Annotated in this window: 20 protein-coding genes and 1 riboswitch; of the genes, 13 read left to right on the forward strand and 7 right to left on the reverse strand. The window is 72.5% G+C overall.

What is annotated here, in order from left to right:
- Positions 1-565 precede the first annotated feature (565 nt).
- Positions 566-1,081 (forward strand): HNH endonuclease, encoded by a 516-nt coding sequence (locus I6A60_RS22265; protein WP_203042311.1) that lies wholly within the window; start codon positions 566-568, stop codon positions 1,079-1,081.
- Here I6A60_RS22265 and I6A60_RS22270 read toward each other — a convergent pair.
- The gene (locus tag I6A60_RS22270) at positions 1,078-3,459 is read right to left on the reverse strand and encodes a SpoIIE family protein phosphatase (protein ID WP_203042310.1); all 2,382 of its coding nucleotides are present in this window, start codon (positions 3,457-3,459) and stop codon (positions 1,078-1,080) included. The genes I6A60_RS22265 and I6A60_RS22270 overlap by 4 nt on opposite strands.
- Positions 3,460-3,906: 447 nt before the next feature.
- Between I6A60_RS22270 and I6A60_RS22275 the strand changes: the two genes are divergently transcribed.
- Together I6A60_RS22275 and I6A60_RS22280 are read left to right on the forward strand one after the other, a co-directional pair.
- On the forward strand, positions 3,907-5,760 hold the full coding sequence (locus tag I6A60_RS22275) for an alpha-amylase family glycosyl hydrolase (RefSeq protein WP_203011920.1): 1,854 nt from the start codon (positions 3,907-3,909) through the stop codon (positions 5,758-5,760).
- Positions 5,761-5,867: 107 nt separating this feature from the next.
- Positions 5,868-6,305 carry a globin gene (locus I6A60_RS22280; RefSeq protein ID WP_374113369.1) on the forward strand — a complete coding sequence of 146 codons (438 nt, stop codon included), beginning with the start codon at positions 5,868-5,870 and terminating at the stop codon, positions 6,303-6,305.
- A 74-nt stretch (positions 6,306-6,379) separates the two neighbouring features.
- Here the strand turns inward: I6A60_RS22280 and I6A60_RS22285 are convergent, their stop codons facing one another.
- Positions 6,380-8,059 carry an MFS transporter gene (locus tag I6A60_RS22285; protein ID WP_305038695.1) on the reverse strand — a complete coding sequence of 560 codons (1,680 nt, stop codon included), beginning with the start codon at positions 8,057-8,059 and terminating at the stop codon, positions 6,380-6,382.
- A 246-nt stretch (positions 8,060-8,305) separates the two neighbouring features.
- On the opposite strand from I6A60_RS22285, the gene I6A60_RS22290 reads away from it, so the two are divergent.
- The 5 genes from I6A60_RS22290 to I6A60_RS22310 all read left to right on the forward strand — a co-directional run bounded on the left by I6A60_RS22290 (position 8,306) and on the right by I6A60_RS22310 (position 12,255).
- Positions 8,306-8,644: a helix-turn-helix transcriptional regulator gene (locus tag I6A60_RS22290; protein ID WP_203017268.1), complete on the forward strand. Its 339-nt coding sequence runs from the start codon at positions 8,306-8,308 to the stop codon at positions 8,642-8,644.
- A 358-nt stretch (positions 8,645-9,002) separates the two neighbouring features.
- Positions 9,003-10,685: an energy-dependent translational throttle protein EttA gene (ettA, locus tag I6A60_RS22295; RefSeq protein ID WP_203022138.1), complete on the forward strand. Its 1,683-nt coding sequence runs from the start codon at positions 9,003-9,005 to the stop codon at positions 10,683-10,685.
- Between the two features lie 229 nt (positions 10,686-10,914).
- Positions 10,915-11,499: an AAA family ATPase gene (locus I6A60_RS22300; protein ID WP_203022139.1), complete on the forward strand. Its 585-nt coding sequence runs from the start codon at positions 10,915-10,917 to the stop codon at positions 11,497-11,499.
- 106 nt (positions 11,500-11,605) lie between these two features.
- Positions 11,606-11,851, forward strand: a complete 246-nt coding sequence (locus I6A60_RS22305; RefSeq protein ID WP_203022140.1) for an AbrB/MazE/SpoVT family DNA-binding domain-containing protein — start codon at positions 11,606-11,608, stop codon at positions 11,849-11,851.
- On the forward strand, positions 11,848-12,255 hold the full coding sequence (locus I6A60_RS22310; protein ID WP_203022141.1) for a type II toxin-antitoxin system VapC family toxin: 408 nt from the start codon (positions 11,848-11,850) through the stop codon (positions 12,253-12,255). The genes I6A60_RS22305 and I6A60_RS22310 overlap by 4 nt, the downstream gene beginning before the upstream one ends.
- 162 nt (positions 12,256-12,417) lie before the next feature.
- On the opposite strand, the gene I6A60_RS22315 is transcribed toward I6A60_RS22310, so the two are convergent.
- Positions 12,418-14,742 carry an ABC transporter ATP-binding protein gene (locus tag I6A60_RS22315; RefSeq protein ID WP_203022142.1) on the reverse strand — a complete coding sequence of 775 codons (2,325 nt, stop codon included), beginning with the start codon at positions 14,740-14,742 and terminating at the stop codon, positions 12,418-12,420.
- Between the two features lie 733 nt (positions 14,743-15,475).
- Here I6A60_RS22315 and I6A60_RS22320 point away from each other — a divergent pair.
- From I6A60_RS22320 to I6A60_RS22330, 3 genes are all read left to right on the forward strand, one after another.
- Positions 15,476-16,573, forward strand: coding sequence for a PP2C family protein-serine/threonine phosphatase (locus I6A60_RS22320; protein ID WP_238435982.1), 1,098 nt, complete (start codon positions 15,476-15,478; stop codon positions 16,571-16,573).
- 96 nt (positions 16,574-16,669) lie between these two features.
- Positions 16,670-17,797: a phenazine antibiotic biosynthesis protein gene (locus I6A60_RS22325; protein ID WP_203022144.1), complete on the forward strand. Its 1,128-nt coding sequence runs from the start codon at positions 16,670-16,672 to the stop codon at positions 17,795-17,797.
- Entirely contained in the window at positions 17,797-19,173 is a 1,377-nt protein-coding gene (locus I6A60_RS22330; RefSeq protein WP_203022145.1) for an aldehyde dehydrogenase family protein, read from the forward strand. The genes I6A60_RS22325 and I6A60_RS22330 overlap by 1 nt, the downstream gene beginning before the upstream one ends.
- Before the next feature lie 155 nt (positions 19,174-19,328).
- Here I6A60_RS22330 and I6A60_RS22335 read toward each other — a convergent pair whose 3' ends face one another.
- On the reverse strand, positions 19,329-20,210 hold the full coding sequence (locus I6A60_RS22335; protein WP_203019854.1) for an alpha/beta fold hydrolase: 882 nt from the start codon (positions 20,208-20,210) through the stop codon (positions 19,329-19,331).
- 56 nt (positions 20,211-20,266) lie between these two features.
- Positions 20,267-20,611 (reverse strand): cupin domain-containing protein, encoded by a 345-nt coding sequence (locus I6A60_RS22340; RefSeq protein ID WP_203019863.1) that lies wholly within the window; start codon positions 20,609-20,611, stop codon positions 20,267-20,269.
- A gap of 265 nt (positions 20,612-20,876) precedes the next feature.
- Here I6A60_RS22340 and I6A60_RS22345 point away from each other — a divergent pair, with 265 nt between their 5' ends.
- A complete protein-coding gene (locus I6A60_RS22345; RefSeq protein ID WP_203019866.1) occupies positions 20,877-21,734 on the forward strand; it encodes a helix-turn-helix transcriptional regulator in 858 nt (285 codons plus the stop codon).
- A gap of 98 nt (positions 21,735-21,832) precedes the next feature.
- Here I6A60_RS22345 and glyA read toward each other — a convergent pair whose 3' ends face one another.
- The gene (gene glyA / locus I6A60_RS22350) at positions 21,833-23,095 is read right to left on the reverse strand and encodes a serine hydroxymethyltransferase (RefSeq protein ID WP_203019868.1); all 1,263 of its coding nucleotides are present in this window, start codon (positions 23,093-23,095) and stop codon (positions 21,833-21,835) included.
- Positions 23,096-23,257: 162 nt separating this feature from the next.
- A riboswitch (ZMP/ZTP riboswitch) is annotated at positions 23,258-23,344 on the reverse strand.
- A gap of 20 nt (positions 23,345-23,364) precedes the next feature.
- Entirely contained in the window at positions 23,365-24,975 is a 1,611-nt protein-coding gene (locus tag I6A60_RS22355; RefSeq protein ID WP_203042309.1) for an alpha/beta hydrolase, read from the reverse strand.
- Positions 24,976-25,264: 289 nt separating this feature from the next.
- Here I6A60_RS22355 and I6A60_RS22360 point away from each other — a divergent pair, with 289 nt between their 5' ends.
- Complete coding sequence (locus I6A60_RS22360) at positions 25,265-26,038, forward strand: maleylpyruvate isomerase family mycothiol-dependent enzyme (protein WP_203019880.1); 774 nt, start codon at positions 25,265-25,267, stop codon at positions 26,036-26,038.
- Positions 26,039-26,084 lie beyond the last annotated feature (46 nt).

Raw genomic sequence — 26,084 nt, forward strand, 5'->3', positions numbered from 1 at the left:
CGGCGCGGGGGGGCGGGGGCCCCCCCCGCCGGCCCCCCCCCCCCCCCCCCCCCCCCCCCCCCCGCCTGGCTCTCGGCGCTGAGCGCCCTCCCCAACATGGTTCGGGGTTGGCGGAGATGTGCTGCCAGGCGCTTGTCCGGGGTCGGGATCTGGGTTACGTCGCACCCTGCTGCCAGCCACCGGAACCGCCGCAGGTTGCCTCGGCACGAGACGGTCGCTGCTTGATCCGCTGACTCGGCGCCGCTCTCGGGCCTCTGGCCAGCCACCCTATAGGGGGCTCCGGATGGGTCCGGCCGGTCGGGATCCGGATCGTCACGGGTTCGTCAGGCTGGCGACGGGCCGTCGCGGCCAATCGACGCAACGCGACGCACCTGTGATCCCACCGACATACAGTGGTGACAAAGACGACCAGATATGCCCATCGCCACTTTCGCGCGGCAGATGACCATGCAAACACGCTCGCGTTCGGCGCCGGAACACGCTTGACTATCCATTGTCACCGGAGACGCTGGTTAGAACGGGCTCCCGAGGGCGCCCGCCTCGACTCGGCTGAGGAGGTCGGCGCGTGGCAGAGGCGCTGGTTCTCAATGCCACGTACGAGCCTCTGTGCGTGGTGTCCCAACGTCGGGCACTGATACTTGTCCTGACGGACAAGGCGGTGATGGTCGAGGCCGGTGGGCAGGTGCTGCACTCCGCTGCCTCGTCCGTCGAAGTCCCCGTCGTCGTGCGGTTAGCGCGATTCGTGCGGGTGCCGTACCGCTCGCAGGTGCCCCTGACCCGCAAGGGCGTGCTCGCCCGCGACCACCACCGCTGCGTGTATTGCGGCGCCCCGGCGACGTCGCTCGACCATGTGATCCCCCGGTCCCGAGGGGGCCCGCACGTATGGGAGAACGTCGTGGCGGCCTGCGGCCGCTGCAACCATATAAAAGCGGACCGCGCCGTCGCTGATCTAGGCTGGCGGCTCCGCACGGCGCCGCGCGCGCCGAGCGGAGCCGCTTGGCGCATTCTGGGGAGCCGTCGGATGGATCCGCGCTGGTCGCAGTACCTCAACACCGACCTCGGCGAGGCCGCCTCGGCTTAAGGCGACGAGGCCGCGTCGTCGGGTGGGGTCTGGCGGAGGAGGTCGAGGTCGAACCAGACTCGTTTGCCGTCTGAGGTGGTCTGGACGCCCCAGGCGTCGGCGAGGGCCTCGACCAGCAACAGGCCCCAGCCGGACTCCGCCTCCGGGTCGCCCTTCGCTGCCCGGCCGGGTTTCGGCAGGGTGGCGCCCTCCCGGTCCTCGACGCTGATCCGCAGCCGGGACGACTCGGCCCACAGGCGCACGGTCAGCTCGCTGCGGGCGTGTTTGATCGCGTTGGTGCAGATCTCACTGACCAGCAGGGCCGCGTCGTCCGCCCGGCCGAGGTCCTGCTGCTCGACGACCGCGCGGACCGCCGTGCGCGCCTGCCCGGCGGACGCGGCGACCGGCGGCAGTGCCAGCTCCAGCAGCGGCGGCCCGGCCGACTGGATCGTCAGCACCAGCAGCGCTGTGTCGTCGTCGGTGTCCTCCGGCAGGTCGGCGGCCAGCAGGCTGAGCTCCAGCAGCGCGCGGGCCGCGTTCTCCGACCAGCGGGTGTCGTCGAGGTCGACGGTGTCCGGGCCCGACCAGCTGCGGACCGAGAACCCGCCTCGGCTACGGCGACGCCGGTCGTTACCCCGGCGGCGCTCGATGCCCCCGGGCGGACGGCCGGGCCCGGGCGCCCGGCGATCCCGGGACGCGCGCCGCTCGGTGCCGGCCCGCCGCTCGGCGCCGGCCCACTCCCCCGGCCCGCCGGCCCGGCGATCGACCACGGGCTGGTCTCCAGGCGCGGTCCCCTCGACGCCGGCCGAGGCCGGCGGCGCCGCAGCGGGTGTAGCGGCCGGGCCGCTGCCCGGCGCGTCGGTCGGCGGCGCCGGCGGGCGCAGGTCGGCGCCGGACGGGTGGCGCCGACGGGACCCGGCTTCCTGGCTGCGTCGCTCCGCGCTCCGGCGGCGGTCCAGCTGCTCGCCGACCCGGGTGCACAGCAGGTCCAGCCCCTCGGAGATCGGCTGGTGGCGGGACTCGACCAGCCCGTCGGTGAAGAAGACGAGGCTGGAGCCCGGCGGCAGGTCCACGGTCGTCTCGGCGAACCGGGTGCCATCGCCGACGCCGAGGGGCAGGCCCGGGTCCAGCTCGACGTACCGCGGCGCGCTGTCCGGGCAGACCAGCAGCGGCGCCGGATGACCCGCGCCGGCGAGCAGCACCCGGGCCGGGCGGTCGACGGGCTCGCCGGTGCCCAGGTGGTCGTCCTGGGAGCCGGCGGCCCCTCGTAGCGGGACGGCCGGCTCGTAGACGCCGTACAGGCAGGTCGCGAGGGCGAGGCCGGGCAGCGAGGAGACCACCAGGTCCAGCCGGGCCAGCAGCTCCGCCGGCGGCCACTCCTCCAGCGCGTAGGCCCGCAGCGCCGCGCGCAGCTGGCCCATCACCGCGGCGGCCCGCAGCCCGCGGCCCATCACGTCGCCGATCGCGAGCCCGACCCGGCCGCCGGGCAGCTCGATCACGTCGTAGAAGTCGCCGCCGACCTCGGTGCCGGCGGTTCCCGGCCGGTACTCCATCGCCACGTCCGCGCCGTCGAGAGCGGGTGGGTTGGCGGGCAGCATCGAACGCTGCAGGGCCCGGCCGGCGTCCTGGGACTCGCGGAACATCTGGGCGTTGGCCAGCGCGAGGCCGGCCCGCCGGGCCAGGTCCTCGGCGATCGTCGCCTCGACGTGGTTGCAGGGCGGCGCGCCGGGGCGCCGGCTGATGGTCAGCGCGCCGGTGACCCGGTCGCCGTAGTGCATCGGCACGGTGATCGAGTGGCCCCAGCCGAGCCGGCGGAACCGGGCGTACTCGACGGGATCCGGGAACAGCGAGCGGCGCAGCTCCGCGGTCAGGTCGTCGATCCACATCCGCTGCCCGGTGCGCACGACGACGCCCGGGCTGTAGTCGTCGGTGATCCGCGCCGGGCGGGTCGCCGTGAGGGCTCGCATGTAGGCGGCCGCGGCCGGGTCGACGTGGTCGACGGCGGCGAGGTCGATGATGTCGCCCTCGGGTGAGCGCAGCCAGAGCATGACGCCGTCGCCCAACCGCCTGGCCAGCACGACCGTCATTTCGATGATCTTGTAGGGCTCCAGCGAGCCGCCGAGCTCGAGGCTTGCCTCCGACAGGAAGGACAGGCCCTCCAGCGCGACCCGTTCGTCGGCGTGCCGGCTGCGGGCCCGGCGGACCGAGAGCAGCGCGTCCCGCACGACGCCGACGCCGAACTCCAGCGCTCCGGCCCAGGCCGCGCCGGCCCCCGCCGGTGCCGGGCCAGTCGGGGTCCCGCTCGCGCCGCGAGTCGCGCCTTGGCCGCCGGTCGCCTCGGACCGCTCGGCCTCGCCAGCTCGGGTGCCCTGGCCCGTGGCGGCGCCCCGGCCGGTCACGGCCGCCTCGCCGTCAGCGCGGCCTGCGGCCAGCTCCGTGCCGCTCGCGCGGTTGGACCGCCGGAACGGGCGGACGCCAGTCCGGCGGTCTCCGGGCACGGACCGCCAGGGCGCCAGACAGCCGATCACGGACTGCGGATCGGCCGGGACGACCCCCCGTGCGGCACTCGGCCGCTCGCCGCTGCGAGTAGCGCCCGTCGTCGCCCCCACCGCCGGGATCCCACGATCCTCTCGACGGGGGCTCCTCGGATGGGACTGATTACTAGCAGTCACATCATCCACCCGGGAAGTGTAGTTCAGCCACCCCAACACACGCCTGTCGAACGCATCGACCACAGCCCACTACAAGCCGACACCGCCATCCGGCAAGGCGTCACGGATGGGCGCCGAACGCCTGTACCGGCGGACGAGGCGGACTCGCGGACAGGCCGGCCCACGGCCGATTGAATGGCGGGTGTGGCCCTGACCAGTGGCTGGTGGCGCGACGCGGTCTTCTACGAGGTCTATGTCCGCAGCTTCGCGGACGCGGACGGCGACGGCGTGGGCGACCTCGACGGCGTCCGGGCCCGGCTGCCCGAGCTCGCCGAACTCGGCGTCAACGGCCTGTGGCTCACCCCGTTCTACCGGTCGCCGATGGCCGACCACGGCTACGACGTCGCCGACCACCGGGACGTCGACCCGCTGTTCGGCGACCTGGCCGCGTTCGACGCCCTGCTGGCCGCGGCGCACCGGCTGGGGCTGGCCGTCCTGGTCGATCTGGTCCCGAACCACTCCAGCGACGCCCATCCGGCCTTCCAGGCGGCCCTGGCCGCGGCGCCGGGGGACGCGGCCCGGCACCGCTACCTGATCCGGCCCGGCCGGGGCGACGGCGGCACCGAACCGCCCAACAACTGGATCTCCGTCTTCGGCGGCTCGGCCTGGACCCGGCTCGACGAGGCCCGCCGGTTCCCGGAGCCGGCCACGCCGGACCTGTCCACCGGGCCGCCGACCGCCCCCGGGGTCGCCACGGCGCGAGCCAGCCCGGCCGAGTGGTACCTGCACCTGTTCGCGCCGGAGCAGCCGGACTGGAACTGGGCGGACCCGGTGGTGCGCGCCGACCACGAGGCCACGCTGCGGTTCTGGCTGGACCGAGGCGTCGACGGCTTCCGGATCGACGTCTCGCACGGCCTCGTGAAGGACGGCGAGCTGCGCGACAACCCGGCGGGACCGCCGGCCACCCCGGAGACCGGTTTCCGGGAGAAGCTGGAGCCGCACAGCTGGGACCAGGACGGCGTCCACGACGTCTACCGTTCCTGGCGCAGGCTGGTCGACGGGTACCGCAGGCGTGACCGGCAGGACCGGATCCTCGTCGGCGAGACCTGGGTCGAGGACCCCGAGCGGCTGTCGCGCTACGTCCGCCCGGACGAGCTGCACCTGACGTTCTCGTTCTCGCTGCTGTCCGTCGAATGGTCGGCGGCCGCCTGGCGCCGGGCGATCGTCGACGGGTTCACCGCCACCGGCGCGGCCGGGACGCAGCCGACGTGGGTGCTGGCCAACCACGACGTCGTCCGTCCGGCCAGCCGCTACGGCGGCGGCGAGATCGGGCTGCGCCGGGCCAGGGCCGCCCTGCTGACCATGCTGGCGCTGCCCGGCGTGGTCTTCCTCTACCAGGGCGACGAGCTGGGCCTGCCGCAGGTGGACGTGGCGCCCGAAGCCCGCCAGGACCCGGTCTGGGAGCGCTCCGGGCACACCTCCCCTGGCCGCGACGGCTGCCGGGTGCCGATGCCCTGGTCCGGCACCGAGCCGCCGTTCGGCTTCGGGCCCGACGGGGTCGTCCCCTGGCTGCCGCAGCCGGACGACTGGGCCGCGCTGACCGTGGCCGCGCAACGCGCCGACCCGCGGTCGACCTGGCGGCTCGTCCAGGCCGCGTTGGCCTTCCGACACTCCCACCTGCGGGTCACCGACCTCGGTTCACGGATGACCAGGTGGCGCACCGGCGTGCCGGACGGCGTGCTCGCCTTCGACCGGATCGCCCTGGCGCCGGGCGGCCGGCTGCCCCGGCCGCCGCGCCCACCGGGCGACGGCGGGCCGACCGGCCCTCGGGCTCGCCAGGTCGGTACCCCGCCACCCCGGCCGGCCGGGGCCGGGGTGCTGACCTGCGTGCTCGCCGCCGGCGCCGGAGCGACGCTCGCCATGCCCGGCCGGGTGATGCTGGCCAGCGGCCCGCTCGAGCACGACGGCCAGACGCTCGTCCTGCCGGCGGACACTGCGGCATGGGTCATGCGCGGCAGCGCCCCGCGGACAGCCCCGGGCCGGCGCTGATCCCCCGACTGCCGCGGACCGGTGCGCGACGCGCGGCCACCGCTGGGGAACTCGCCTCGGCGCGGATCCGGCCCGGGAGCGGCCCGGCCGGTGGGCAGAATGGAGGGGTGAACCAGCCGTCGCCCGCACAGCCGACCCCACCGCGGCCGATCCCGTCGTTCTCGGCGCCGCCGGCGGAGACGTTCTTCGAGGCCGTCGGCGGTGAGGAGACCTTCCGCCGCCTGGTGGCGCGGTTCTACGAGGGCGTCGCCACCGACCCGGTCCTGCGGCCGCTCTACCCGGAGGAGGACCTCGGACCGGCCGAGGAGCGGCTGCGGCTGTTCCTGATCCAATACTGGGGTGGTCCGGCGACCTACCACGAGAAGCGCGGCCACCCCCGGCTGCGGATGCGGCATGTCCCGTTCGCGATCGGCCCGGCCGAGCGGGACGCCTGGATCACCCAGATGCGCGCCGCCGTCGACTCGCTGGAGCTGCCGGCCGAGCAGGAGACGACGCTGTGGGACTACCTCGTCTACGCCGCCCATTCCATGCAGAACCGGGCCTGAGCTGACCGGTCGACCCAGGACACGCGGCGGGGCGTGGCGGCCGACTCGCCGCCACGCCCCGCCGTCCGGGCCGTCTACAGCCCCGCCTGGAGCTCCAGACCACCGCTGACCTGCGCCGGCACGGCGACCGCCCAGTCGGACGCGTCGCTCGCCGCGAGGGCCGGTGATCCGGCCGCGTCGGCGGAGGCGACGCGCGCCGCGAGGGCCGGTGATCCGGCCGCGTCGGCGGAGGCGACGCGCGCCGGGCCTGCCGCCACGACCACCGGCACGGCGTCGCCGCGCGGCAGCAGAAGCGTGCCGACGCCCGCGATCGCGACCGCGACGAGGCCGATCGCGATCGACGCGACGAAGCCGTCGGCCAGCCCGTCCCGGGCCGACACCGAGAAGAACACGGTGCCCACACCGGCGACGCCGAGCGCCGCCGACGCCTGCTGAGTGGTCGTGAGCAGACCGCTGACCGCGCCGCTCACATCCGCGGGCGCCCCGGCCAGCACCGCGGCGACCAGCGCCGGGATGATCAGGCCGTTCCCGACGCCCATGGCCAGCAGCGGCGGCATCAGCGCCGCCGTCGGCACGCCGGTCCCCTGGACGATGACGAGCACCAGCAGCACGGCGAGACCCACGAAGCTGATCGCGGCGCCAGCCGTGAGTGTCCGCGGACCGTACCGGGCCACCAGGCGTCGGGCCGCCATGGAGGACAGCGCGAACGCGACTCCCAGCGGGCCGAACACAAGCCCAGCATCCAGCGGCGAGCGGTGCTGACCGTCCTGCAGGAAGATCGTCGCCGCCAGCAGGAAGCTGCCGAAGAAGATGAAGAACCCGAAGCTCACCAGCAGCCCGGCGATGGTCCGCCGCGAGCGCAGCACCGCCGGCGGGACGATCGGGTAGCCGCCGGTCCGCGCGAGCCGGACCTCCCAGCGGCCGAAGGCGCCCAACACCACGACCCCCGCGCCCAGCGTCAGCCAGATCCAGAGCGGCCAGCCCTCGTCCCGGCCGAGCGTCAGCGGCACCAGCACCAGGCCGAGCCCGGCGGCGAGCGCCGCGAGCCCCGGCAGGTCGAGCGGCTCGGGCCGGGCGGCCTTCGACTCGGCGAGCAGCCGCCAGACCACCGCCATGGCGACGATCCCGATCGGCACGTTGACCAGGAAGATCGGCCGCCAGGCGAGGCCGAAGAGGTTCAGGTCCACCAGCAGACCGCCGATCACCTGCCCGGACACGGCGCCGAGGCCGACGGTGACGCCGAAGTAGGCGAACGCGCGGGCCCGCTCGGCCGGCGGGAAGATCACGTTGATGATGGCCAGGGCCTGCGGCACCATCGCGGCCGCCCCGGCGCCCTGCACCAGCCGGCCGACGATCAGCGTGGTCTCGGTCGGGGCGAACCCGCACAGCGCCGACGCGACGGTGAACAGGCCCATTCCGGCCAGGAACATCCGGCGCCGGCCGGACCGGTCGCCCAGGCGTCCACCGGTGATCAGCCCGGCGGCGTAGGCGAACGAGTAGCCGGCGACGATCAGCTCAAGGCCGGCGTTCGAGGTCTTGAGGTCGGCGCCGATGCTGGGCGCGGCCACGTTGACCACGAAGATGTCGAACAGGGACATGAAGGTCGCGACCAGGATCGCGGGCAGCACCCGCCAGCGACGGGGGTCCGGCTGCGCCGCCTGGACGACCGGGGCCGGCTGTGCGGGCACGACCGCGCGGGCCGCGGGTGACCGCGCGGGAAGGGTCGAGGGCGGCGCGCTGGTTGTGGTGGTCATTGGTGCCGGTGTCGTGGGTGACAGTGTCGTCGCGGGGGCCGGTGCGGACGTCGTGGCCGCCGGCTCGCCGACTCTGTTGGAGACCATCAGGCTCCTCAGGCTCTTAGTTCGAGATCTGTCGAACTAAGCCAAGGCGCCCGCGCCCCAGGGCATTCCCGGGAAGTCCACCGGATCTCCGGTGGTTATCGGCTGTAATTCTGTTGACGACAGAGGCCGATGGTGCCGTAGACACGGGAGGTGGACGCGATGACCGAGCTACCGGGTCCCGCGGCCGAGGACATCGACCTGGTCACCGTGCTGGGCGCGCTCAGCGAACCGACGCGGCTGGCGATCGTGGCCGAGCTGGCCAGGTGCGTCGAGATGGCGTGCGGGCGCCTGCTCGATGGACGGATCGTCAAGTCGACGCTCAGCCACCACCTGCGCGTCCTGCGCGAGGCGGGCGTCATCGCTACCCGCGCGGAGGGCACCACCAAGTACTCGCGGCTGCGCTGCGCCGACCTCGACGCACGCTTCCCCGGCCTCCTCGGCGCTGTGCTGGCCGGCGCCCCGAACACCGAAGGCCTCGGCGCGGCTACCTCACCGTGACCCGTCACCGGCCAGAACGCCGACCCGAAACACCCCGTGGCGGCTAGCCGCCGGGCTGGTCCCCGGACGCGAGCACCGGCCGCCCGGTTGGCCTGCCAGCGAGGCGGGCGCGGATGCGACCGGGTCATGATCGGGTGGATTCGGGGTAGCCCGGGCGACCCCGAATCCACCCGATCACGCAAGCGCCTGGCCGCCGCCGGCCTACCGCCCACTGTTCGGCGACGCGGACCCGACGCTGCCGTACTACTGGCCGGTCTGACCCCGACGACCGGGCCGAGATCGCCAGGGTCGGCCGGGATTTGGCGGGGCTCGATCACCGCCTCGCCAGGTCCGGCCGAACTACCAATAGGGTTGGTCCATGGCCCAGTACGTCTTCCAGATGCGCAAGGCGCGCAAAGCCCACGGCGAGAAGGTCGTCCTCGACGACGTGACGCTGGCCTTCCTGCCCGGGGCCAAGATCGGCGTGGTCGGCCCGAACGGGGCGGGCAAGTCGACCCTGCTCAAGCTGATGGCCGGCCTCGACCACCCGAGCAACGGCGACGCGATCCTCTCCCCCGGGTACACGGTCGGGATGCTCGCGCAGGAGCCGGTCCTCGACGAGACCAAGGACGTCCGCGGCAACGTCGAGGACGGCGTCGCCGTGATCCGCAAGGTGCTCGCCGACTACGAGGCCATCAACGAGAAGATGGCCGACCCGGACGCGGACTTCGACACCCTGCTCGCCGACCAGGCCGCGCTGATCGACAAGATCGAGGCCGCGAACGCCTGGGAGCTCGACAGCCAGCTCGACCAGGCGATGGACGCGTTGCGGCTCCCGCCGGGCGACGCCGACGTCTCCAAGCTCTCGGGTGGCGAGCGCCGCCGGGTGGCGCTGTGCCGGCTGCTGCTGGAGGCCCCGGACCTGCTGCTGCTCGACGAGCCGACCAACCACCTGGACGCCGAGTCGGTGCTCTGGCTGGAGCAGCACCTGGCCCGCTACGCGGGCGCCGTGCTGGCCGTCACCCACGACCGGTACTTCCTGGACAACGTGGCCGGCTGGATCCTGGAGCTCGACCGCGGCCGGGCGATCCCGTACGAGGGCAACTACTCGACCTACCTGGAGAACAAGGCGTCCCGGGTCAAGGTCGAGGGCCAGAAGGACGCCAAGCGGCGCCGGATGCTGGCCCAGGAGCTGGAGTGGGTCCGCTCCAGCCCGAAGGCCCGCCAGGCCAAGAGCAAGGCCCGTCTCTCCCGTTACGAGGAGCTCGCGGCCGAGGCCGACAAGTCCAGGCCGCGCGACTTCGACGACATCCAGATCCCGCCCGGCCCGCGCCTGGGCAACCTGGTGATCGAGGCGAAGAACCTCACCAAGGGGTTCGGCGACCGGGTGCTGATCGACAACCTGTCGTTCAGCCTGCCGCGCGGTGGCATCGTCGGGATCATCGGCCCGAACGGCGTCGGCAAGACCACCCTGTTCACCATGCTCACCGGCGAGGCGACGCCCGACGACGGCGCGCTGACCGTGGGCGACACGGTCGACATCTCCTACGTCGACCAGTCGCGCAGTGGCCTGGAGGCCAAGAAGAACGTCTGGCAGGTCGTCTCCGACGGGCTCGACCACATCATCGTCGGCAAGGTCGACTTCCCGAGCCGGGCGTACGTGTCGTCGTTCGGTTTCAAGGGCCCGGACCAGCAGAAGCCGGTCGGGGTCCTCTCCGGCGGTGAGCGCAACCGGCTGAACCTGGCGCTGACGCTCAAGCACGGCGGCAACGTGCTGCTGCTCGACGAACCGACCAACGACCTCGACGTCGAGACGCTGCGCTCGCTGGAGGACGCGCTGCTGGAGTTCGCCGGCTGCGCCGTGGTCATCTCCCACGACCGGTGGTTCCTCGACCGGGTCGCGACGCACATCCTCGCCTGGGAGGGCGACGAGCAGAACCCGGCCAAGTGGTTCTGGTTCGAGGGCAACTTCGCCGACTACGAGGCCAACAAGCTGGAGCGCCTCGGCCTGGAGGCGGCCCGCCCCCACCGCGTCACCTACCGCAAACTCAACCGCGATTAGGGCGGTCCCGCGGCGGACGCTTCGCGCCCGCCGCCGGGCGCCGCCTGTAGGGCGCTGAGCGCCCTCCCCAGGTGATTCGGGGTTCCGGCGCAGAGCGTCGTCAGGCTGGGGCAGGGTTGATGAGGTGGCCGGGTTGGCGCTGCGCTGATGCGCTGTCACCAGTTGTGGCTGGGTTGCGTGTAATGCTCGCCAGCCAAACCCCCTGCGGATTTGATTGGGCGGGACCGACGTGGACAACCGCGCTGGCTTGGACGATGGCGGCGCGTCCGTCGAGTCGTGGTCTGTCCCGGCGGTCGTTCTGATCACTGGGATTCAGGCGGCAGGCAAGTCGACTGTCGCTCAGGGGCTGGCCGAGCGGCTGCCACGTTCGGTTCATGTCCGGGGCGACGTGTTCCGGAAGATGGTGGTCGGCGGCCAGGCCGAGATGACGCCCGACCCATCGTCCGAGGCCGTCGGCCAGCTTCGGCTGCGTCACCGGCTCACGGCGACGGTCGCCGACGGCTACGCCGCGGCCGGCTTCACCACGGTCGTCCAGGACATCGTCCTCGGCGAGCATCTGACCGAGATGGTCATGGCCATCGAGCACCGGCCGCTGCTGGTCGTCGTCCTCGCGCCTTCCCCGGACGCGGTCGCCGCCCGTGAGACGGCCCGAGCGAAGTCGGCGTACCGCGATCTCTGGACCGTCCGGGTCCTGGACGCGGTCCTGCGCGGCGAGACACCCAGGCTGGGCCTCTGGCTCGACACCTCGGACCAGACTCCGGCCGAGACAGTGGACGAGATCCTCGCCCGCGCCTGGACCGACGCCCGCGTCTGACACCGCCCGGCGCGAAGCACGCACTGCCCTCGCCGACCACAATGCGCCGTCAACGCACGCCCGGCCGACCCAGCCGCAGTGGCGATACGAGTGGTAGATTTCTGGCATGCGAACTGCCATTGACGCCGCTGGTCGCATTGTCGTTCCGAAGGCGTTGCGCGACGCGCTTGGGCTCTCGCCCGGCCAGTCGTTGGAGATCGTCGAGCGGGACGGCCGCCTGGAGATCGTGCCCGCACCGACTCCGATGAGCCTGGTCGATGACGGTGACGGACTGGTGGCGGTCGCGGATACCGAGATGCCGCCGCTGACCGCCGATCTGGTCCGCGAGACGCTGGAGCGGACCAGGCGATGAAGGCGGTCGACACCAGCGTCGTGGTCGCCGCTTTCGCCAGCTGGCACGAGCATCACGCGATCGCCCGCAAGGCCATGGCCAGCCGGCCACGTCTGATCGCGCATGCCGCCGTCGAGTCCTACTCGGTGCTTACACGCCTTCCCCCGCCGCACCGCGCTCAGCCGTCGATCGTGCACACCTTCCTGACCGAACGGTTCACCGATCCGTACCTCACGCTCTCCGAGGCCGGCTACCAGGAACTCCTGGCCACGGTCGCCGCGCACCAGATACTCGGCGGCCCGACGTACGACGCGCTGATCGCGTACACGGCGGCCGAACACGACGTGATCTTGCTGAGCCTGGACCGGCGCGCCGCGACGACCTACGAGGCAATCGGTGCCACGGTGGAGCAGCTCGGCCCCTGATCACGGCCCGCCGTGGCTCGCGACGCTGTCGCCGGTGTTCGAAGCCGGTCATGATCGCCGTTTGAGCCCTGCGGTGGTCGTGGAAACGTCCCTGCCACGACCCTCCCAGGGCCAAAACCGCGATCAAGGCCACGCGAGGCACCTAGCTACCCCAGCCGACGCCTACCTCGGGCGGGGGTTGGGTCCTCGGCCGGGGCGTCGAGGGGCCCCGGGCGGCAGCCGGGTCGGTCCGGCGTCGCTGGTTGGGGCGGCCGCGGGATCGGCCGGGTTGTCCAGGTAGGCGGCGGCCTGGAGGGAGAAGAGCTCGGCGTACTGGCCGCCCTGGGTCATCAGCTCGTGGTGGGTTCCGGACTCGGTGATGCCGCCTTCGTCCAGGAAGAGGATCCGGTCGGCCTGGCGGACCGTGGAGAACCGGTGCGAGATGTAGAACGCCGTGCGGTTGGTCGCGAGCGCGCGTAGGCGGGCGAACAGGTCATGCTCCGCGCGGGCGTCGAGGGCCGCGCTCGGCTCGTCGAGGACCAGGATGCGGGCCTCACGCATGAACCCGCGGGAAAGCGCGACCTTCTGCCACTGGCCACCGGAGAGGTTCACGCCATTGCCGAACCAGCGGCCCAGCGACGTGTCGTAGCCCAGCGCGAGATCACGGATGAACTCGTCCGCGCCGCCGGCGACGCCCGCCCCCTCGACGCGGGGCCGGTCCGCGAGCTCGTCGAGCTGACCCAGGCCGATGTTCTCGGCGGCGCTCGCCTGGAACGAGACATGGTCCTGGAAGACCGCGCCGAACTGCGAACGGAGCACATCCGCGTTCACGTCGGCGATGTCGACACCGTCGATCAGGATCCGGCCCTCGTCCGGCGAGTAGAGCCGGCACAGCAGCTTGATGAGGGTCGACTTGCCCGCGCCGTTACGTCCGACGATCGCGATCGTCTCCCCCGCCGCGACCTCGAAGGTGACGTCGACCAGGGCGTTGCGGTCGGTACCGGGGTAGTGGAACGAGACGTGGTCGAACACGACGTCGCCGCGCAGCGGGACGGGCAGCGGCGTCGGGGTGAACGCCTCGACGACGGACCTCGGGATCGGCTTCGGCGGCGGGCCTCCGGCCGTCCATGGGCTTGGCTTGGTGAGGGCGACCGCCGGACCGGGTGATTGCTTCGGGATCGCGTCGCCGGCCGGGCGCCGCGGCGGCGGCGGGACTCCCGGCCCCGGCTGTCCTACCGGGTCGACTGCCGCCGAGCCCGCCGAGCCCGCCCGGGCCGCGGCTCGGGCCGCCTGGAGCTCGGCCTCGGTCGGCGCAGCCAGCAGGCGGTACAGATCGTCGACGTAGAGGTTGTTCTCGTACATCTGGGTCAGCGAGCTGAGCATGCTCGACACCCCGCCCTGCACGCTGGAGGCCGCCGTGCCGTAAAGCGTCAGGTCACCGAGGGTCAGGGCGCCGGCGGCGGCCTGAAGCGCGACGTACAGGTAGCTGCCGGAGCGGGCGATCTCGCTGAGCAGGCTCCAGCCCAGCTCGGCGAGCTGACGGCGGATCGACAGCTCCCGCAGCCGCTGGTTGTAGTTCGCGGACAGCAGCCGAAACCGGTCGACCAGGTAGGGGCCAAGGTTGAAGAGCTTGATTTCCTTGGCGTCGTTGTCCGTCGTCAGCAACCGCTGCAGATACATGATTCGCCGGTTGACCGGCGAGGTCCACCGGCTGCGCGCGTAGGTCCACCGGCCGTACCTGGTGTCGACGATGAACGCCGGGATCGGGGCGACCAGCACGATCAGGCCAAGCCACGGGTTCAGGCCGATCAACAGGCCGATCATGCTGGCGAAGGTCACCAGCGTCTGGAGCAGCCCGAAGAACGTGGTGAGCGTGCTGAACGGCCTGGTGCCCTGGTCGGCCGCCCGCTGCAGCAGGTCGTAGGACTCGGACTGCTCGAAGAAGCTGAGCTCCAGCTGGCTGGCCTTGGCGACGACCATGGTCGAGACGGTCAGCGACAGCCGGTCGGACAGGACACGCTGCACGATCGACCGCGCCGCCGTCAGCACCTCGCTGACCGTGTAGACGACGAACTGGGTGACGGCCAGCCAGAAGACGACGCGGGTGCCGGACGTCGTCGCCAGGTGTGGGCTGCCCGGCAGCGGCAGCACCAGGTTCGCCCGGTCGGGCCGGTGCGACGCGCGGATCTCGACCGCGTGCACCACGGCGTCGACGAGCAGCCTGGCCGTCGACGCCGTCAACGCGGGGAACAGGCCGACCACGACGGTCAGCAGGGCGAGCATGATCGTCGCCCACGGGCTGGCCTGCCAGCACAGACGCAGCACCCGGGGCAGGCCCGCGGCCGTCGCGACGGCGCTGCGGACCCCCTTGCGGAAGCGTTCCCGCCTCGGCAGCCGGGGCGGTGGCGGCGGGTCGGGGATGTCTACCGGCCCGGTCAGCCCGCTCGGCAGCCCGGAGTCGTCAGGTTCGGGTGCGCCCCTGCCACGGCGGCGCCGCGGTCCCGGCATCCATCCCCCTCTTAGCGGATCGCCGGCCCCGACTGGCTCGCCACCAGGCGGTGGTGCCGAGTCTCGTGACTCGCGCCACCTCTGACGGACAGGACACCGGTCGCGGTTCGGCTCCTTGCCGGCCCATCCTGCCTCGCCACGGTTGCCGGATACGCGGCGTTCGCGGACAGCCGACGTTCGGCGACCCTGCCGCCGTCACGAACGGTCGATGGGGCATGGTCGCGACGAGCGCGGCCGGGACCCGCACCCGGTGACTACTTTCGGTTACCAGGATCGCGGGTCGGGTAGGGGCGAGGTTATGCGTGAGAGTCCCTCGGCCCGGCACGGGCAGGGCGGACGATCGCCAGCCGCGGCGCGCCACGACCCCGCACCCGACGGGTCCGCCTGGCCGGCGCATCCGCCGGACCCGCTGGCGGCCGCCGTTGCTCGCCGTCAGCGGCCCGGGACCGCGACGCCGAAGACCACCCGAGCCCGCCAGACCCGCCCCACCGGGCCCGCCGGGCCCGCCGTGTCCACCCGTGCTCCCGCACCCGCGCTGCCTGCCACACCCGCTCTGCCTGCCACACCCACCCGGGCTGCCACACGCACGCCGCCTGCCACTCCCAGTCCGTCTGCCACACCCACCCGGGCTGCCGCACCCATCCTGCCTGCAGCAACCGCCCTGCCTGCCGCGTCGACGGCCGAGCCTCGGCCATCGGTCTGGCATCGGTGGCGGGCCGTCCTGCTCCCGCTGTTGACGCTGGTCGCCGTGATGGGCGTCGAGCTCAGCAACCGGACGTGGACCTACATCGGGTACACCGTGCTGGTCCCCATGGTGGCCGCGAACCTAGCCGGCCCTCGGGTGACCTCGGTCTTCGCCGGTCTCGCCCTCGCCGCGGGTGGCTTCTCGATCTGGTGGGAGCACCTGTGGGATCCGGCGCACGGCGGGCTGGGGGCGCTGACCGCCCGCATCGTGGGAATCCTCGTCGGCGGTGCGATGGCGGTCCTCGCCAGCCGCTACAACACGGGGCGCGAGACGAAGCTCGCGAACATCACCCAGGTCGCCGACACGGCGCAACGCGCGATCCTCTCGGACCTGCCGGCGACCTCCGCCGCCGGCCTGCGCCTGGCCGTCCGCTACGAGAGCGCCGCGACCGAAGCGTCGGTCGGCGGCGACCTGTACGAGATGATCGACAGTCCCTGGGGAACCCGGCTGATGCTCGGCGACGCCCGCGGCAAGGGCCTCGACGCGGTCCGGCTCGCGAGCCGGGTGCTGGGCTGTTTCCGGGTGGTCGCCCGCATGCGGGCCGACGTCCGCGCGATCGTCCCGGACCTCGACGCCGAGGTCGCCTCGGTGGCCGGGCTCGACGACTTCGTGACCGGCATCGTCGCCGAGTTCGGGCCGGACTCGCTCACGCTCGTCAACGCCGGACATCCCGACCCGGTGCTGGTCCGCGACGGCCTCGCCCGGCTCCTCGCCCCTCCGGAGCGCCAGCCGCCCCTCGGGCTGGGTGCACGCTCCGCGAGCACCTTCACGGTGCCAGTCCGTCCTGGCGACCGACTGCTCTTCTACACCGACGGCATCGCCGAGGCGCGGGAACCCAGGACCCGCGCGTTCTTCCCGCTGCTGCCCGCCGTCGAGCGCGCGCTCGGCCGGGCCGGGTCGCTCGACGAGAACCTCGCGCGGCTGGTGGACGCGGTCCAGCACTGGACCGGCTCCGCCCTGCAGGACGACGTCGCCCTGTTGGTCGCGGAGGTGCCGGCCGGCCCACTCTCGTCACCCGCCGATCGGCCGGGCGCCGCCGCCGGGCGCCGGGGCGGCTTACTTCACGGCTGGCTGGGTCACGGCTGAGCGTCGCCACCCACCAGGTCCAGGGCGATACCGGGCCAGGACGACCGATCCAACCGACCAGGAGGACATGGACATGACGAACGGGGGCGACGAGTGATGGCAGGGCTCACCGATCTGGGGGTGCGGCTGCCTGAGCCGGTGCTCGACCACCGGCCGGGCGAACCGGTACCGGAAGGCGAGTTCATCGAGGCCGCGATGCGTTGGCACTTCGACCCGGCCACCGGCTCGCCGTTCTGGCTGCGGGTGGCCGACCAGCTGGGCTTCGACCCGAGGCGCGACGTGCACAGCGTCGCCGACCTCGCGAAGTTCCCCAACCTGGTCGACCTGCTGCGCGAGATCCCGGCCCATGACCTCATCCCCCGCGGCTACGGCCCGGACCCGGGGATCACCGGGGTGTACGACAGCGGCGGCACGACCGGGGCTCCCAAGCGAGTCGTCTTCCTCGACGACTGGATGGACTGGCTGAACGACTACCTCGCGGCCGACATGACGGCCCGCGGCTATCCCACCGGTGTCGACTGGCTCACGGTGACGCCGAGCGGTCCGCACATGTTCGGCGCCTTCCTGGAGCGGGCCGTGCGCCGGCACGGGCGGATGAGGTTCACGATCGACCTCGACCCGCGCTGGGTGAAGCGGTCCATCGCCGAGGGCCGCGCCGAGGAGGCCGACCGGTACGCCGAGCACCTCGTCGACCAGGCCAGGCACGTGCTGACGACCCAGGACATCCGGGTCCTGGTCATCACACCACCGCTGCTGGAGCGACTGGCCCGCCGCGAGGACCTGGTGGAGCTCGTCAACGCCAAGGTGCGGATCATCGAATGGGGTGGCGCGCACCTCGACGCGGACAGCCGCTACCTGTACATGACCGAGATCTTTCCCGAGGTCGCGCTCTACGGCCGCTACGGCAGCACGATGATCCTCGGCGCCGCGGCCGAGCGCCTCGGGCTCACGGCACAGGACCGGTGCGTGTTCGACCCGCCGTCGCCCTACATCACCTTCTCGGTGGTCGAGCCGGACACCGGCCGGCCGGTCGAGTACGGCGCCCGCGGGCAGGTCGTGATGAACCACGTCAGCCGGTCCGCGCTGCTGCCGAACAACCTGGAGCGCGACGAGGCCACCCGCGTCGAGCCCGTGCCGGGGTCCATCCAGATCGGCGACTCGGTCGCCGACGTCGCGCCGCTCCAGGAGTTCGGCGGCGGGACCGTCATCGAGGGGGTGTACTGATGACCGCCGCCGGCCTGTTCCAGCTGGACGCGCTCGGGCCGAACGGGCCCTTCCGGTCCGGGGAGCCACTGACGATCAACGACGTGGCCGGGACGCCGGTCGCCGAGCTGAGTCTGGTGCCCAGGGTCTTCGTCCACCGGGCCATGGCAGCGCTGCGCCGGGCGTCGACGATGCCGTACGAGGAGCGGCTGGCGGCGCTTGCCCGCGCGGGCGCGGCGTTCGAGCGCGGGACGCCGGCCGGGCTCTCGACCGAGGACTACGCGCGGCTGGTCAGCCGGATCTGTGGGATGCCGATCGCGGTCGTGCGCGAGGCCGCGAAGCAGATCGCGCGCAGCCTCACCGGAGCCGGCCCGGACGCCGGCTGTGCCCGGCCGACCGCCGCCGTCGAGAGCTGGCGGGACCCGGCGACCAGGTACGGGCGAGCCGTCTGGACCCGGCGCGGGGACGTGTTCGGGGTCCACGCCGCCGGCAACCACCCCGCCGTGCATGCGCTGTGGCCGGAGGCGCTGGCGCTCGGGTACCGGGTCGCCGTCCGGCCGTCGCGCCGCGAACCACTGACTCCGTTCCGGCTGATCAGCGCGCTGCGCGACGCGGGCTTCGGCGCCGACCAGGTGGTGCTGCTGCCGACCGACCACACCGTGGCCGACGACATCCTGCGCGAGGCCGACCTGTCGATGGCCTACGGCGGCGACGACGTGGTCCGCAAGTACGCCGCCGACAGCTCGGTCCTGCCGCAGGGCCCGGGCCGTTCGAAGATCCTCGTCGCCGGCGGCGACTGGCGCCCGCACCTCGACATGATCGCCGACTCGGTCGCCGCCGGGGGTGGCACGGCGTGCGTGAACGCGACCGCGGTCTTCGTCGACGGCGACCCGACGTCGTTGGCCGAGGCACTCGCCGAACGGCTCGGGGCGCTGCCGACCCTGCCCTCGACGGACGAGCGGGCGGTGCTGCCCATCCAGCCGCTCGCCCAGGCCCGGGCGATCGAGAAGTACCTGCTCGACCACGCGGGCGACGCGACCCCGCGCCTCGGCGGAGCTGGGATCGTCGACCCGCTGCCCGACGGCGGCGCCGCGCTGCGGCCGGCCGTCTTCCAGGTCGACCGCCCCGACGCCCCGCAGACCGGCATCGAGCTCGGCTTCCCGTGCGTCTGGGTGGCCCCGTGGTCGGCGGCCGACGGGGTCGGGCCGCTGCGCGACACGCTGGTGCTCACCGCGCTCACCGACGACGCCGAGCTGGTCGACCGCCTGGTGGACGACCCGACAATCAGCAACGTCTACCTCGGGGACACCCCGACCTACTGGATGCGCCCGGACGTCCCACACGACGCCTACCTCGGCGAGTTCCTCATGCGCACCAAGGCCGTAGCCCGCCCCTGACCGCCTGCCGGGGCCCCCTGCCGGCGCCGCCTCCTGTCATGATCGCCGTTTCGGCCCTCGGGTGGTCGTGGAAACAGCCTCGTCACGACCACCCGAGGGCCGAAACCCCGATCAAGGTCTCGCGCTGCAGGCCGAACCGACCCGGAACCCTGGTCTCAGTCCAGGGGCGTGCTGTGGAAGTCGACGATGGCCTGGGCGATCGGGACGAGGTCCTCTTCGAGGGCGAAGTGGCTGGTGTCGAAGAAGCGCAGCTCGGACTCGGTGACCGTCTGGTGGATCGCCTCGGCGCCGGCGGGGACGAAGAACTGGTCGTTCCTGCCCCAGACGATCAGGGTCCTCGGCTGAAGCTCCCGCAGGTAGGCCTGCCAGGCCGGATACCGCGCGATGTTCGTGGGGTAGTCCGTGATCAGCGCGCGCTGGATCCGCACGGAGTCCGGGTGGGTGAGCGCGTAGGCGTCGAGGTTCCAGGCGTCGGGGCTCAACAGTTCCGGATTGCGGGCCCCGGTCTGGTAGAGGAACTTCGCGAACTCGACGGTGACGGTCTTGTCGGCGGTGGACTCCTGGTCGGCCTCGCCCCCGTCGCCGGGCGCGGCGGCCTGCTGGGGTGGGAACCCTTCCAGAAAGAGGTTGGCGTTCTGGACCACCAGCCCGGCGACCCAGTCCGGATGCTTCACCGCGAGGCGGAAGCCGACCGGGCCGCCGAAGTCCTGCATGTAGAAGATGAACCGGTCGAGACCGACCTTCTCGACCCACTGCTCCATGACGTCGGCCAGGTTGGCGAATGAGGGAACCCATTTGTCCTCGACGGGGAACTCGCTGTTACCGCTTCCTGGATAGTCGGGAGCGAGCACGTGGAAGTGCGGGGCGAGCAGTGGGATCAGGTTGCGGTACATCGATGACGAGGAGGGGAACCCGTGGAACAGCACTATCGTGGGCCGGTCCGGGTCGCCCGACTCACGGTAGAAGATACGAATACCCCCGACGTCGACCGTGCGGTGGAAGACGGCTGGGCCTGAAGCGACGACTTTATCGGTCAAGGGAGACTCCTTCGCCGGGACAGTACATGTGGAACGAGCTGACGGTGCGGACCATTTCAGGACGCGTGCTGGAGCCTCAGGAAGCGCGCTCCCGCGGTGCCGGTCGTGATGGAATACGAAGACCGGGCCGCGATGAAAACGAGCGTTCCGGGAACGACACTCTGATCGAGTACCCGCATCTCGCCTTCCAGCATGAAGAAGAACTCGCTCTCCGGGTGGCTGTGCTCACGCTCGTGGTGCCCGGGTTCGTACTCGACCAACATCGCGAGCGGCACGATTGGAGATCCGGTCTGGAACCGCTTGAAACGCACTCCTGGCTCGCCCTCTGCCGGCTTTCCCCGCCAGGCATCGGGAACCGCTTCCCAGCCGAGATCATTGGTGTCGGTGAACGTTGCGGACATGGCAGTCCTTTACAGGCGCGGAAGGCTTCGTCCGTCCACAGTGTGTGAGTCGCGGATGCCTCCCGTCGCCGCGCTGGCGGCCAGAGATTCGACTCCGCCGGCCAAGCCGCGTCGCCAGGCAGCGCCGACCGCTCCCGCCCGGCCACGACGCTGTGCCAGCAGGAACCTGCGTCGTCACGACCCTCTGCCGCCATGACCCTCTGCCGCCATGACCCTCCGCCGTTATGACCCTCTGACGCCATGCCCCGCTGGCGGGAGGACGTCGGTGTACGCGTGTCCTAGAGTTCCGGACGTGACCGCCTTCGTACCGCCGACCGCCGCCAAACAGATCGACATGCGGCGGGGTTCGGACGTCCGGGCCGGCACCTACCGATTCGACATCGGCGAGGACGTCGTCACGGGCTGGCACACTCATCATTTCCACGAGGTGGAGTACGCGATCGAGGGTGTCGCGGAGGTCGAGACCGAGTCGGCCCGGTTCCTGCTCCCGCCCCAGCAGGCAATGTGGATACCCGCGGGCGTGGCTCATTGCCCCACCCTGACGAGAGTCAAGACAGTGGCGGTCTTCTTCGACCCCGCCATGGTTCCCGGGACGCACGACCGGGCCAGGACCCTGGCCGCCGCGCCCGTCATTCGCGAAATGATGATCTACGGCGAGCGCTGGCCGATCAGCCGGTCGTCCGGTGACGCGACGGCGGACGCCTACTTCGAGGTGCTGGCCACTCTGGTGTTCGAGTGGCTCGACCACGAGATCCCACTCAGCCTGCCCACCACGACCGATCCCGTGGTCAGCGCGGCCATGGACTACACGAATGCCCATCTGGACCAGGTGGAGCTTTTCGACGTCTGCCGCGCCATCGGAGTATCAGACCGGTCGCTGAGGCGGGCTTTCTCGGCCGTCACGGGAATGGCCTGGCGCGACTATCTCCTGCAGAGCCGACTCATGCGGGCCATGGCCATCCTGGCCGAGCCGGGCCCGACCGTCCTGGAAACGGCGACCCGAGTCGGCTTCGGAAGTGTCAGCGCGTTCACCCGCGCGTTCAGGCGGCACACGGGCGAAACGCCGACGTCCTACCGACGTCGGGTCCTCGCGGGCAGAGAGCATCCGACGGTCTCTCGCTGACCAGGGACGCGAGTCCGGCCGACGGCCGGTGACGAGTCCGGCCGCGGGTGGGCCCGGCGGCCGGATCGATCAAGGTAGGGCAACCGCCCCGCGGTGGGTCAGACCCAGCCGGGCATCGGGTAGTTCGCGGTGAGGTCGCGGACCTCGCCGGCGATCTGGGCCAGGACGGCCTCGTCGCCGTCGGCCGCGGCCTTGACGGCCTGGTCCATCCACGCGGCGATCTGGACCATCTGCTCCGGCCCCATGCCGCGGGTGGTGACCGCGGCGGTGCCGAGCCGCAGGCCGGACGGGTCGAACGGCTTGCGGGTGTCGTACGGGACGGTGTTGTAGTTCAGCTCGATGCCGGCCCGGTCGAGCGCCTGGGCCGCGGGCTTGCCGCCGATGCCCTTGCTGGTGAGGTCGACCAGGATCAGGTGGTTGTCGGTGCCGCCGGACACCAGGTCGAAGCCACGGTCGGCGAGCGCGCCGGCCAGCGCGGCGGCGTTCGTGACGATCTGGTGGGCGTAGGCGCTGAACTCGGCGGTCGCCGCCTCGCGCAGCGCGACCGCGATCGCCGCGGTGGTGTGGTTGTGCGGGCCGCCCTGCAGGCCGGGGAAGACCGCCTTGTCCAGCGGCGCGGCGTGCGCGGCGTCGGACATCAGCATCGCGCCGCGTGGGCCGCGCAGCGTCTTGTGCGTGGTGGTCGAGATGACCGGGGCGTGGCCGACCGGCGACGGGTGGGCGCCGCCGGCGATCAGGCCGGCGATGTGCGCGATGTCCGCGACGAGGACGGCGTCGACCTCAGCCGCGATCTCGGCGAACGCCGGGTAGTCGATCGTCCGCGGGATCGCGGTGCCGCCGCAGAAGATGACCTTCGGGCGCTCGGCGAGGGCTACCTGGCGGACCTCGTCCAGGTCGACCCGGCCGGTGTCCTGGCGGACGCCGTACTTGACGCTGCGGAACCACTTGCCGGTGGCGGAGACCGACCAGCCGTGGGTGAGGTGGCCGCCCATCGGCAGCGCCATGCCCATCACGGTGTCGCCGGGCTGCAGGAAGGCCAGGTAGACGGCCAGGTTGGCCGGCGAGCCCGAGTAGGGCTGGACGTTGGCGTGCTCGACGCCGAACAGCGCCTTGGCCCGATCGATCGCGAGCGTCTCGATCGGGTCGATGAACTGCTGGCCCTCGTAGTAGCGCTTGCCGACGTAGCCCTCGGAGTACTTGTTCGTCAGGACCGTGCCGCTCGCCTCGAGAACCGCGTTCGAGACGTAGTTCTCCGACGCGATCAGGCGAATCTTCTCGTACTGGCGGCGCGCCTCGGACTCGACCAGGTTCGCGATCTCCGGGTCGGCGTTGGCCAGGTCGCGGATCGATGGCTGGTGCATGGGAAGACCTCCAGGAAGTGGCTGCCCGGTCCGCCCGCGCCCACACGGCCGGTCCCGCCAGCGGTGCCTGGCCGGAATGTCGGTTCGCGTGGGCCACCGGCGGACGATCGCGCTGTGGGCAGGAGTCGTCCGGCCGACGGCACCAGATAGCAGGTGCCGCTTCGGCGGCACCCAGGCGCACGGTGCCTCGCCGATCGGTCGCTTCCCGGTGGTTGATTCCACCCCAGCACGCCAGTCGCGACTCGGTCCCGAGTCTAGCGGGTCGCCCCTCAGGAGCAGACCGTGCCAGGCTTCGGCACGACGAGATTCACCAGGTAGTCATCCACCGCGTCATGGACGCACGTACTCGGTCCCTCATAGGCGCCGTGTGTGTACGACCGCCACGTCAGCAGCACGCCGCTGGACAGCTGGGACGCGAGCGAGCGCGCCTCCGGGTACGGCGTCACCGGGTCGCCGGTGGTGCCGACCAGCAGGATCGGCGGGGCGCCCTTGGCCAGGAAGGGCCCGGTGTAGCGGGAGGCCGCCCGGACCTTCCAGAAGGCGCAGGTCAGCCCGCCGAGGGCCAGCGTGTAGCCGATCCGGGGCGCCTCGATGGCGAGCTTCGCCGCGAAGCGTCGGTAGGCCACGAGGTCCGTCGGGTAGCTCTGGTCGGCACAGTTGATCGCGGTGTTGGCGTCGAACGAGTTGTCGTAGCTGCCATCGGGCCGCCGGCCGGACTGCTGGTCGACCAGCGACAGCAGCACCGAGCCGTCGTTCGCCGTGTCGGCCAGCCCGAGCGCCAGCGCCAGGATCGGCCACTGCTGCTGGCTGTACAGCAGCTGCAGGACGGCGGATGTCAGCACGCCGCTGTCGACCGGACGGGTGGTGTCGACGTCCTTGCCCTGGGCGTAGATCGGGTGTTTCGCGATCCGGGCGACGAGCCGGTCGTAGTGGCCGAACGGGTCGCCGTCGCCGAAGGGGCAGGTGGTGGCGCGGGCGCAGGCGGTGAGGAAGGCGTCGAGCGCGGCGTCGAAGGCCTTGGCCTGCAGCAGGGTCTCCGCGAAGGGGTCCGTGGTCGACATCCTCGGGTCGACCACCGCGTCGAGCGCCAGGGCACGCAGGTGGGTCGGGAACAGCGCGGCGTAGGTGGCGCCCAGCTCCGACCCGTACGAGGCGCCGTACGCGGTGAGCCGTCGTTCGCCGAGCGCGGCGCGCAGCACGTCCACATCGCGGGCCGCCGCGGCCGTCGACAGGTAGGGCAGCATCTTGGCGCTCCAGCGCTCGCAGCCCTCGGCGACCCCCCGGTCCGACGCAGCCGTCCCGTTGAACCCGGCGGGCACACTCCCCTCCGTCGATCCCGGGACGGCCCGGCGCGCCCGCACGCCCACCAGGACGTCGGTGAGCTCCGTGGCCTTCTGGGCGTCGGTCAGGCATCGGACCGGCGCGCTCGCGCCGACACCCCGCTGGTCGAACCCGACGATGTCGAACCGGTCACCGACCACGGTGTCGAACAGCTGCGGGTACGTCTTGATCGAGTTGACGCCCGAGACGCCCGGCCCGCCCTCCAGGTAGACGAGCGAGCCGATCCGGCGGGCAGGCTCGCGGGCCGGCCGGCGCACCACCGCGAGGGTGATCGTGCCTGCCGCCGGGTTCGCGTAGTCGAGCGGCACGGGAAGCGTCGCGCACTGCACGCCGTCGCCGCAGGCCCGCCAGGCCGAGAGCCGGCCGACGCGGGTCGACGGCTCGGCCGCGCCGGCCGCCGGAACCGGCCCGGCGGCGCCCGCGACGGCGATCGCCAGCGCCGCTGCCCACGCCCTGGGCCGGCCGGGCCGCCGGCGACGCGGCCCACCCGCACCGGCCCCGTTGGGGCCGCCGTCCTGGTTGCGCCTTGGCTGGTTCACGGGACCTCGGCTTCCGCTGGAAGGCTTGCGGTCTGTGCCAGCGGCCGGGCCGTCTCCACCCGCCCGGCGCCTCGACCGCCTCGACCGCACGTCACGTTCCGTGACGACCGTGTCGGCTCCGTCCCCCGCCCCGGGCGCGGGCAACCCTCCGGCACCGGAACCGCCCACCCCGCGTGACCCGTCCCCGGTCGATCCCGGCGAACGCAGACGATCCCGGCGAGCGCTCCGACCAGGCGGTGAAGCGGACGGGTTGGTGCGTTCGGGCGGTCGAACCGAGAGACTCCAGGGCATGGACTATCCCGCGATGTTCCAGACGCAGGCCGAGGCGCTCATCGCCGCCGCGGCCGGGAACCTCGACGCGCCCGTGCCGTCCTGCCCAGGGTGGGACAACCGCCGGCTGGTCAGCCACGTCGCCCGGCTGCTCGCCTCGACCGCGGCGCACCTGCCACGCGGCGTGGTCGACCCGCCGGCGTTCACCGAGCGGCCCCCGGCGCAGGACGAGGCTCTGGTGGCGCACTACCGGGCCTCACTCGCCGCGACCCTGGCGGCGTTCCAGGCCGTCGATCCGGCTGCTCCCGCCTGGAACTTCACGAACTCGCCGCAGGTCGCCGGTTTCTGGCCGCGCCGGCTGACCCACGAGCTGCAGATCCACGCCTGGGACGCGGCCAACGCGGTCGGGCCCGCGCCCGAGCTCGATCCGGCGCTGGCCGCGGACGGCATCGACGAGGTGCTGCGGGTCCTGCTGCCGGCGGCCCGCGCGGCCGGGCTCACCACCCGCGCCGAGGGCACGGCGCACGTCCACCTCACCGACCCGCTGTTCACCGGGACGCCGCCGGTCGCGGACAGCGCCGACGCCCGGCCGACACCGAGCGGCGAGTGGATGGTCGCGTTGGCCGGTGACTCGGTCGAGGTCAGCGAGGGGCACGAGAAGGGGGACGCGGGCCTGCGTGGCCCCGCCGGCCCGGCGCTGCTGGCGATCTGGGGCCGGACCGGCTTCGACGGCCCCGGCCTCAACGCCTTCGGCGACCAGGATCTGCTGACGGCACTGCGGCCCGGCCGCTGACCCCGCCTTCCTGGCCTGGGTGAGAGGCGGCCAGCCCGTCGGCCAG

The sequence above is a fragment of the Frankia sp. AgB1.9 genome (assembly GCF_016786355.1).
In the GTDB taxonomy this organism is placed as follows: domain Bacteria; phylum Actinomycetota; class Actinomycetes; order Frankiales; family Frankiaceae; genus Pseudofrankia.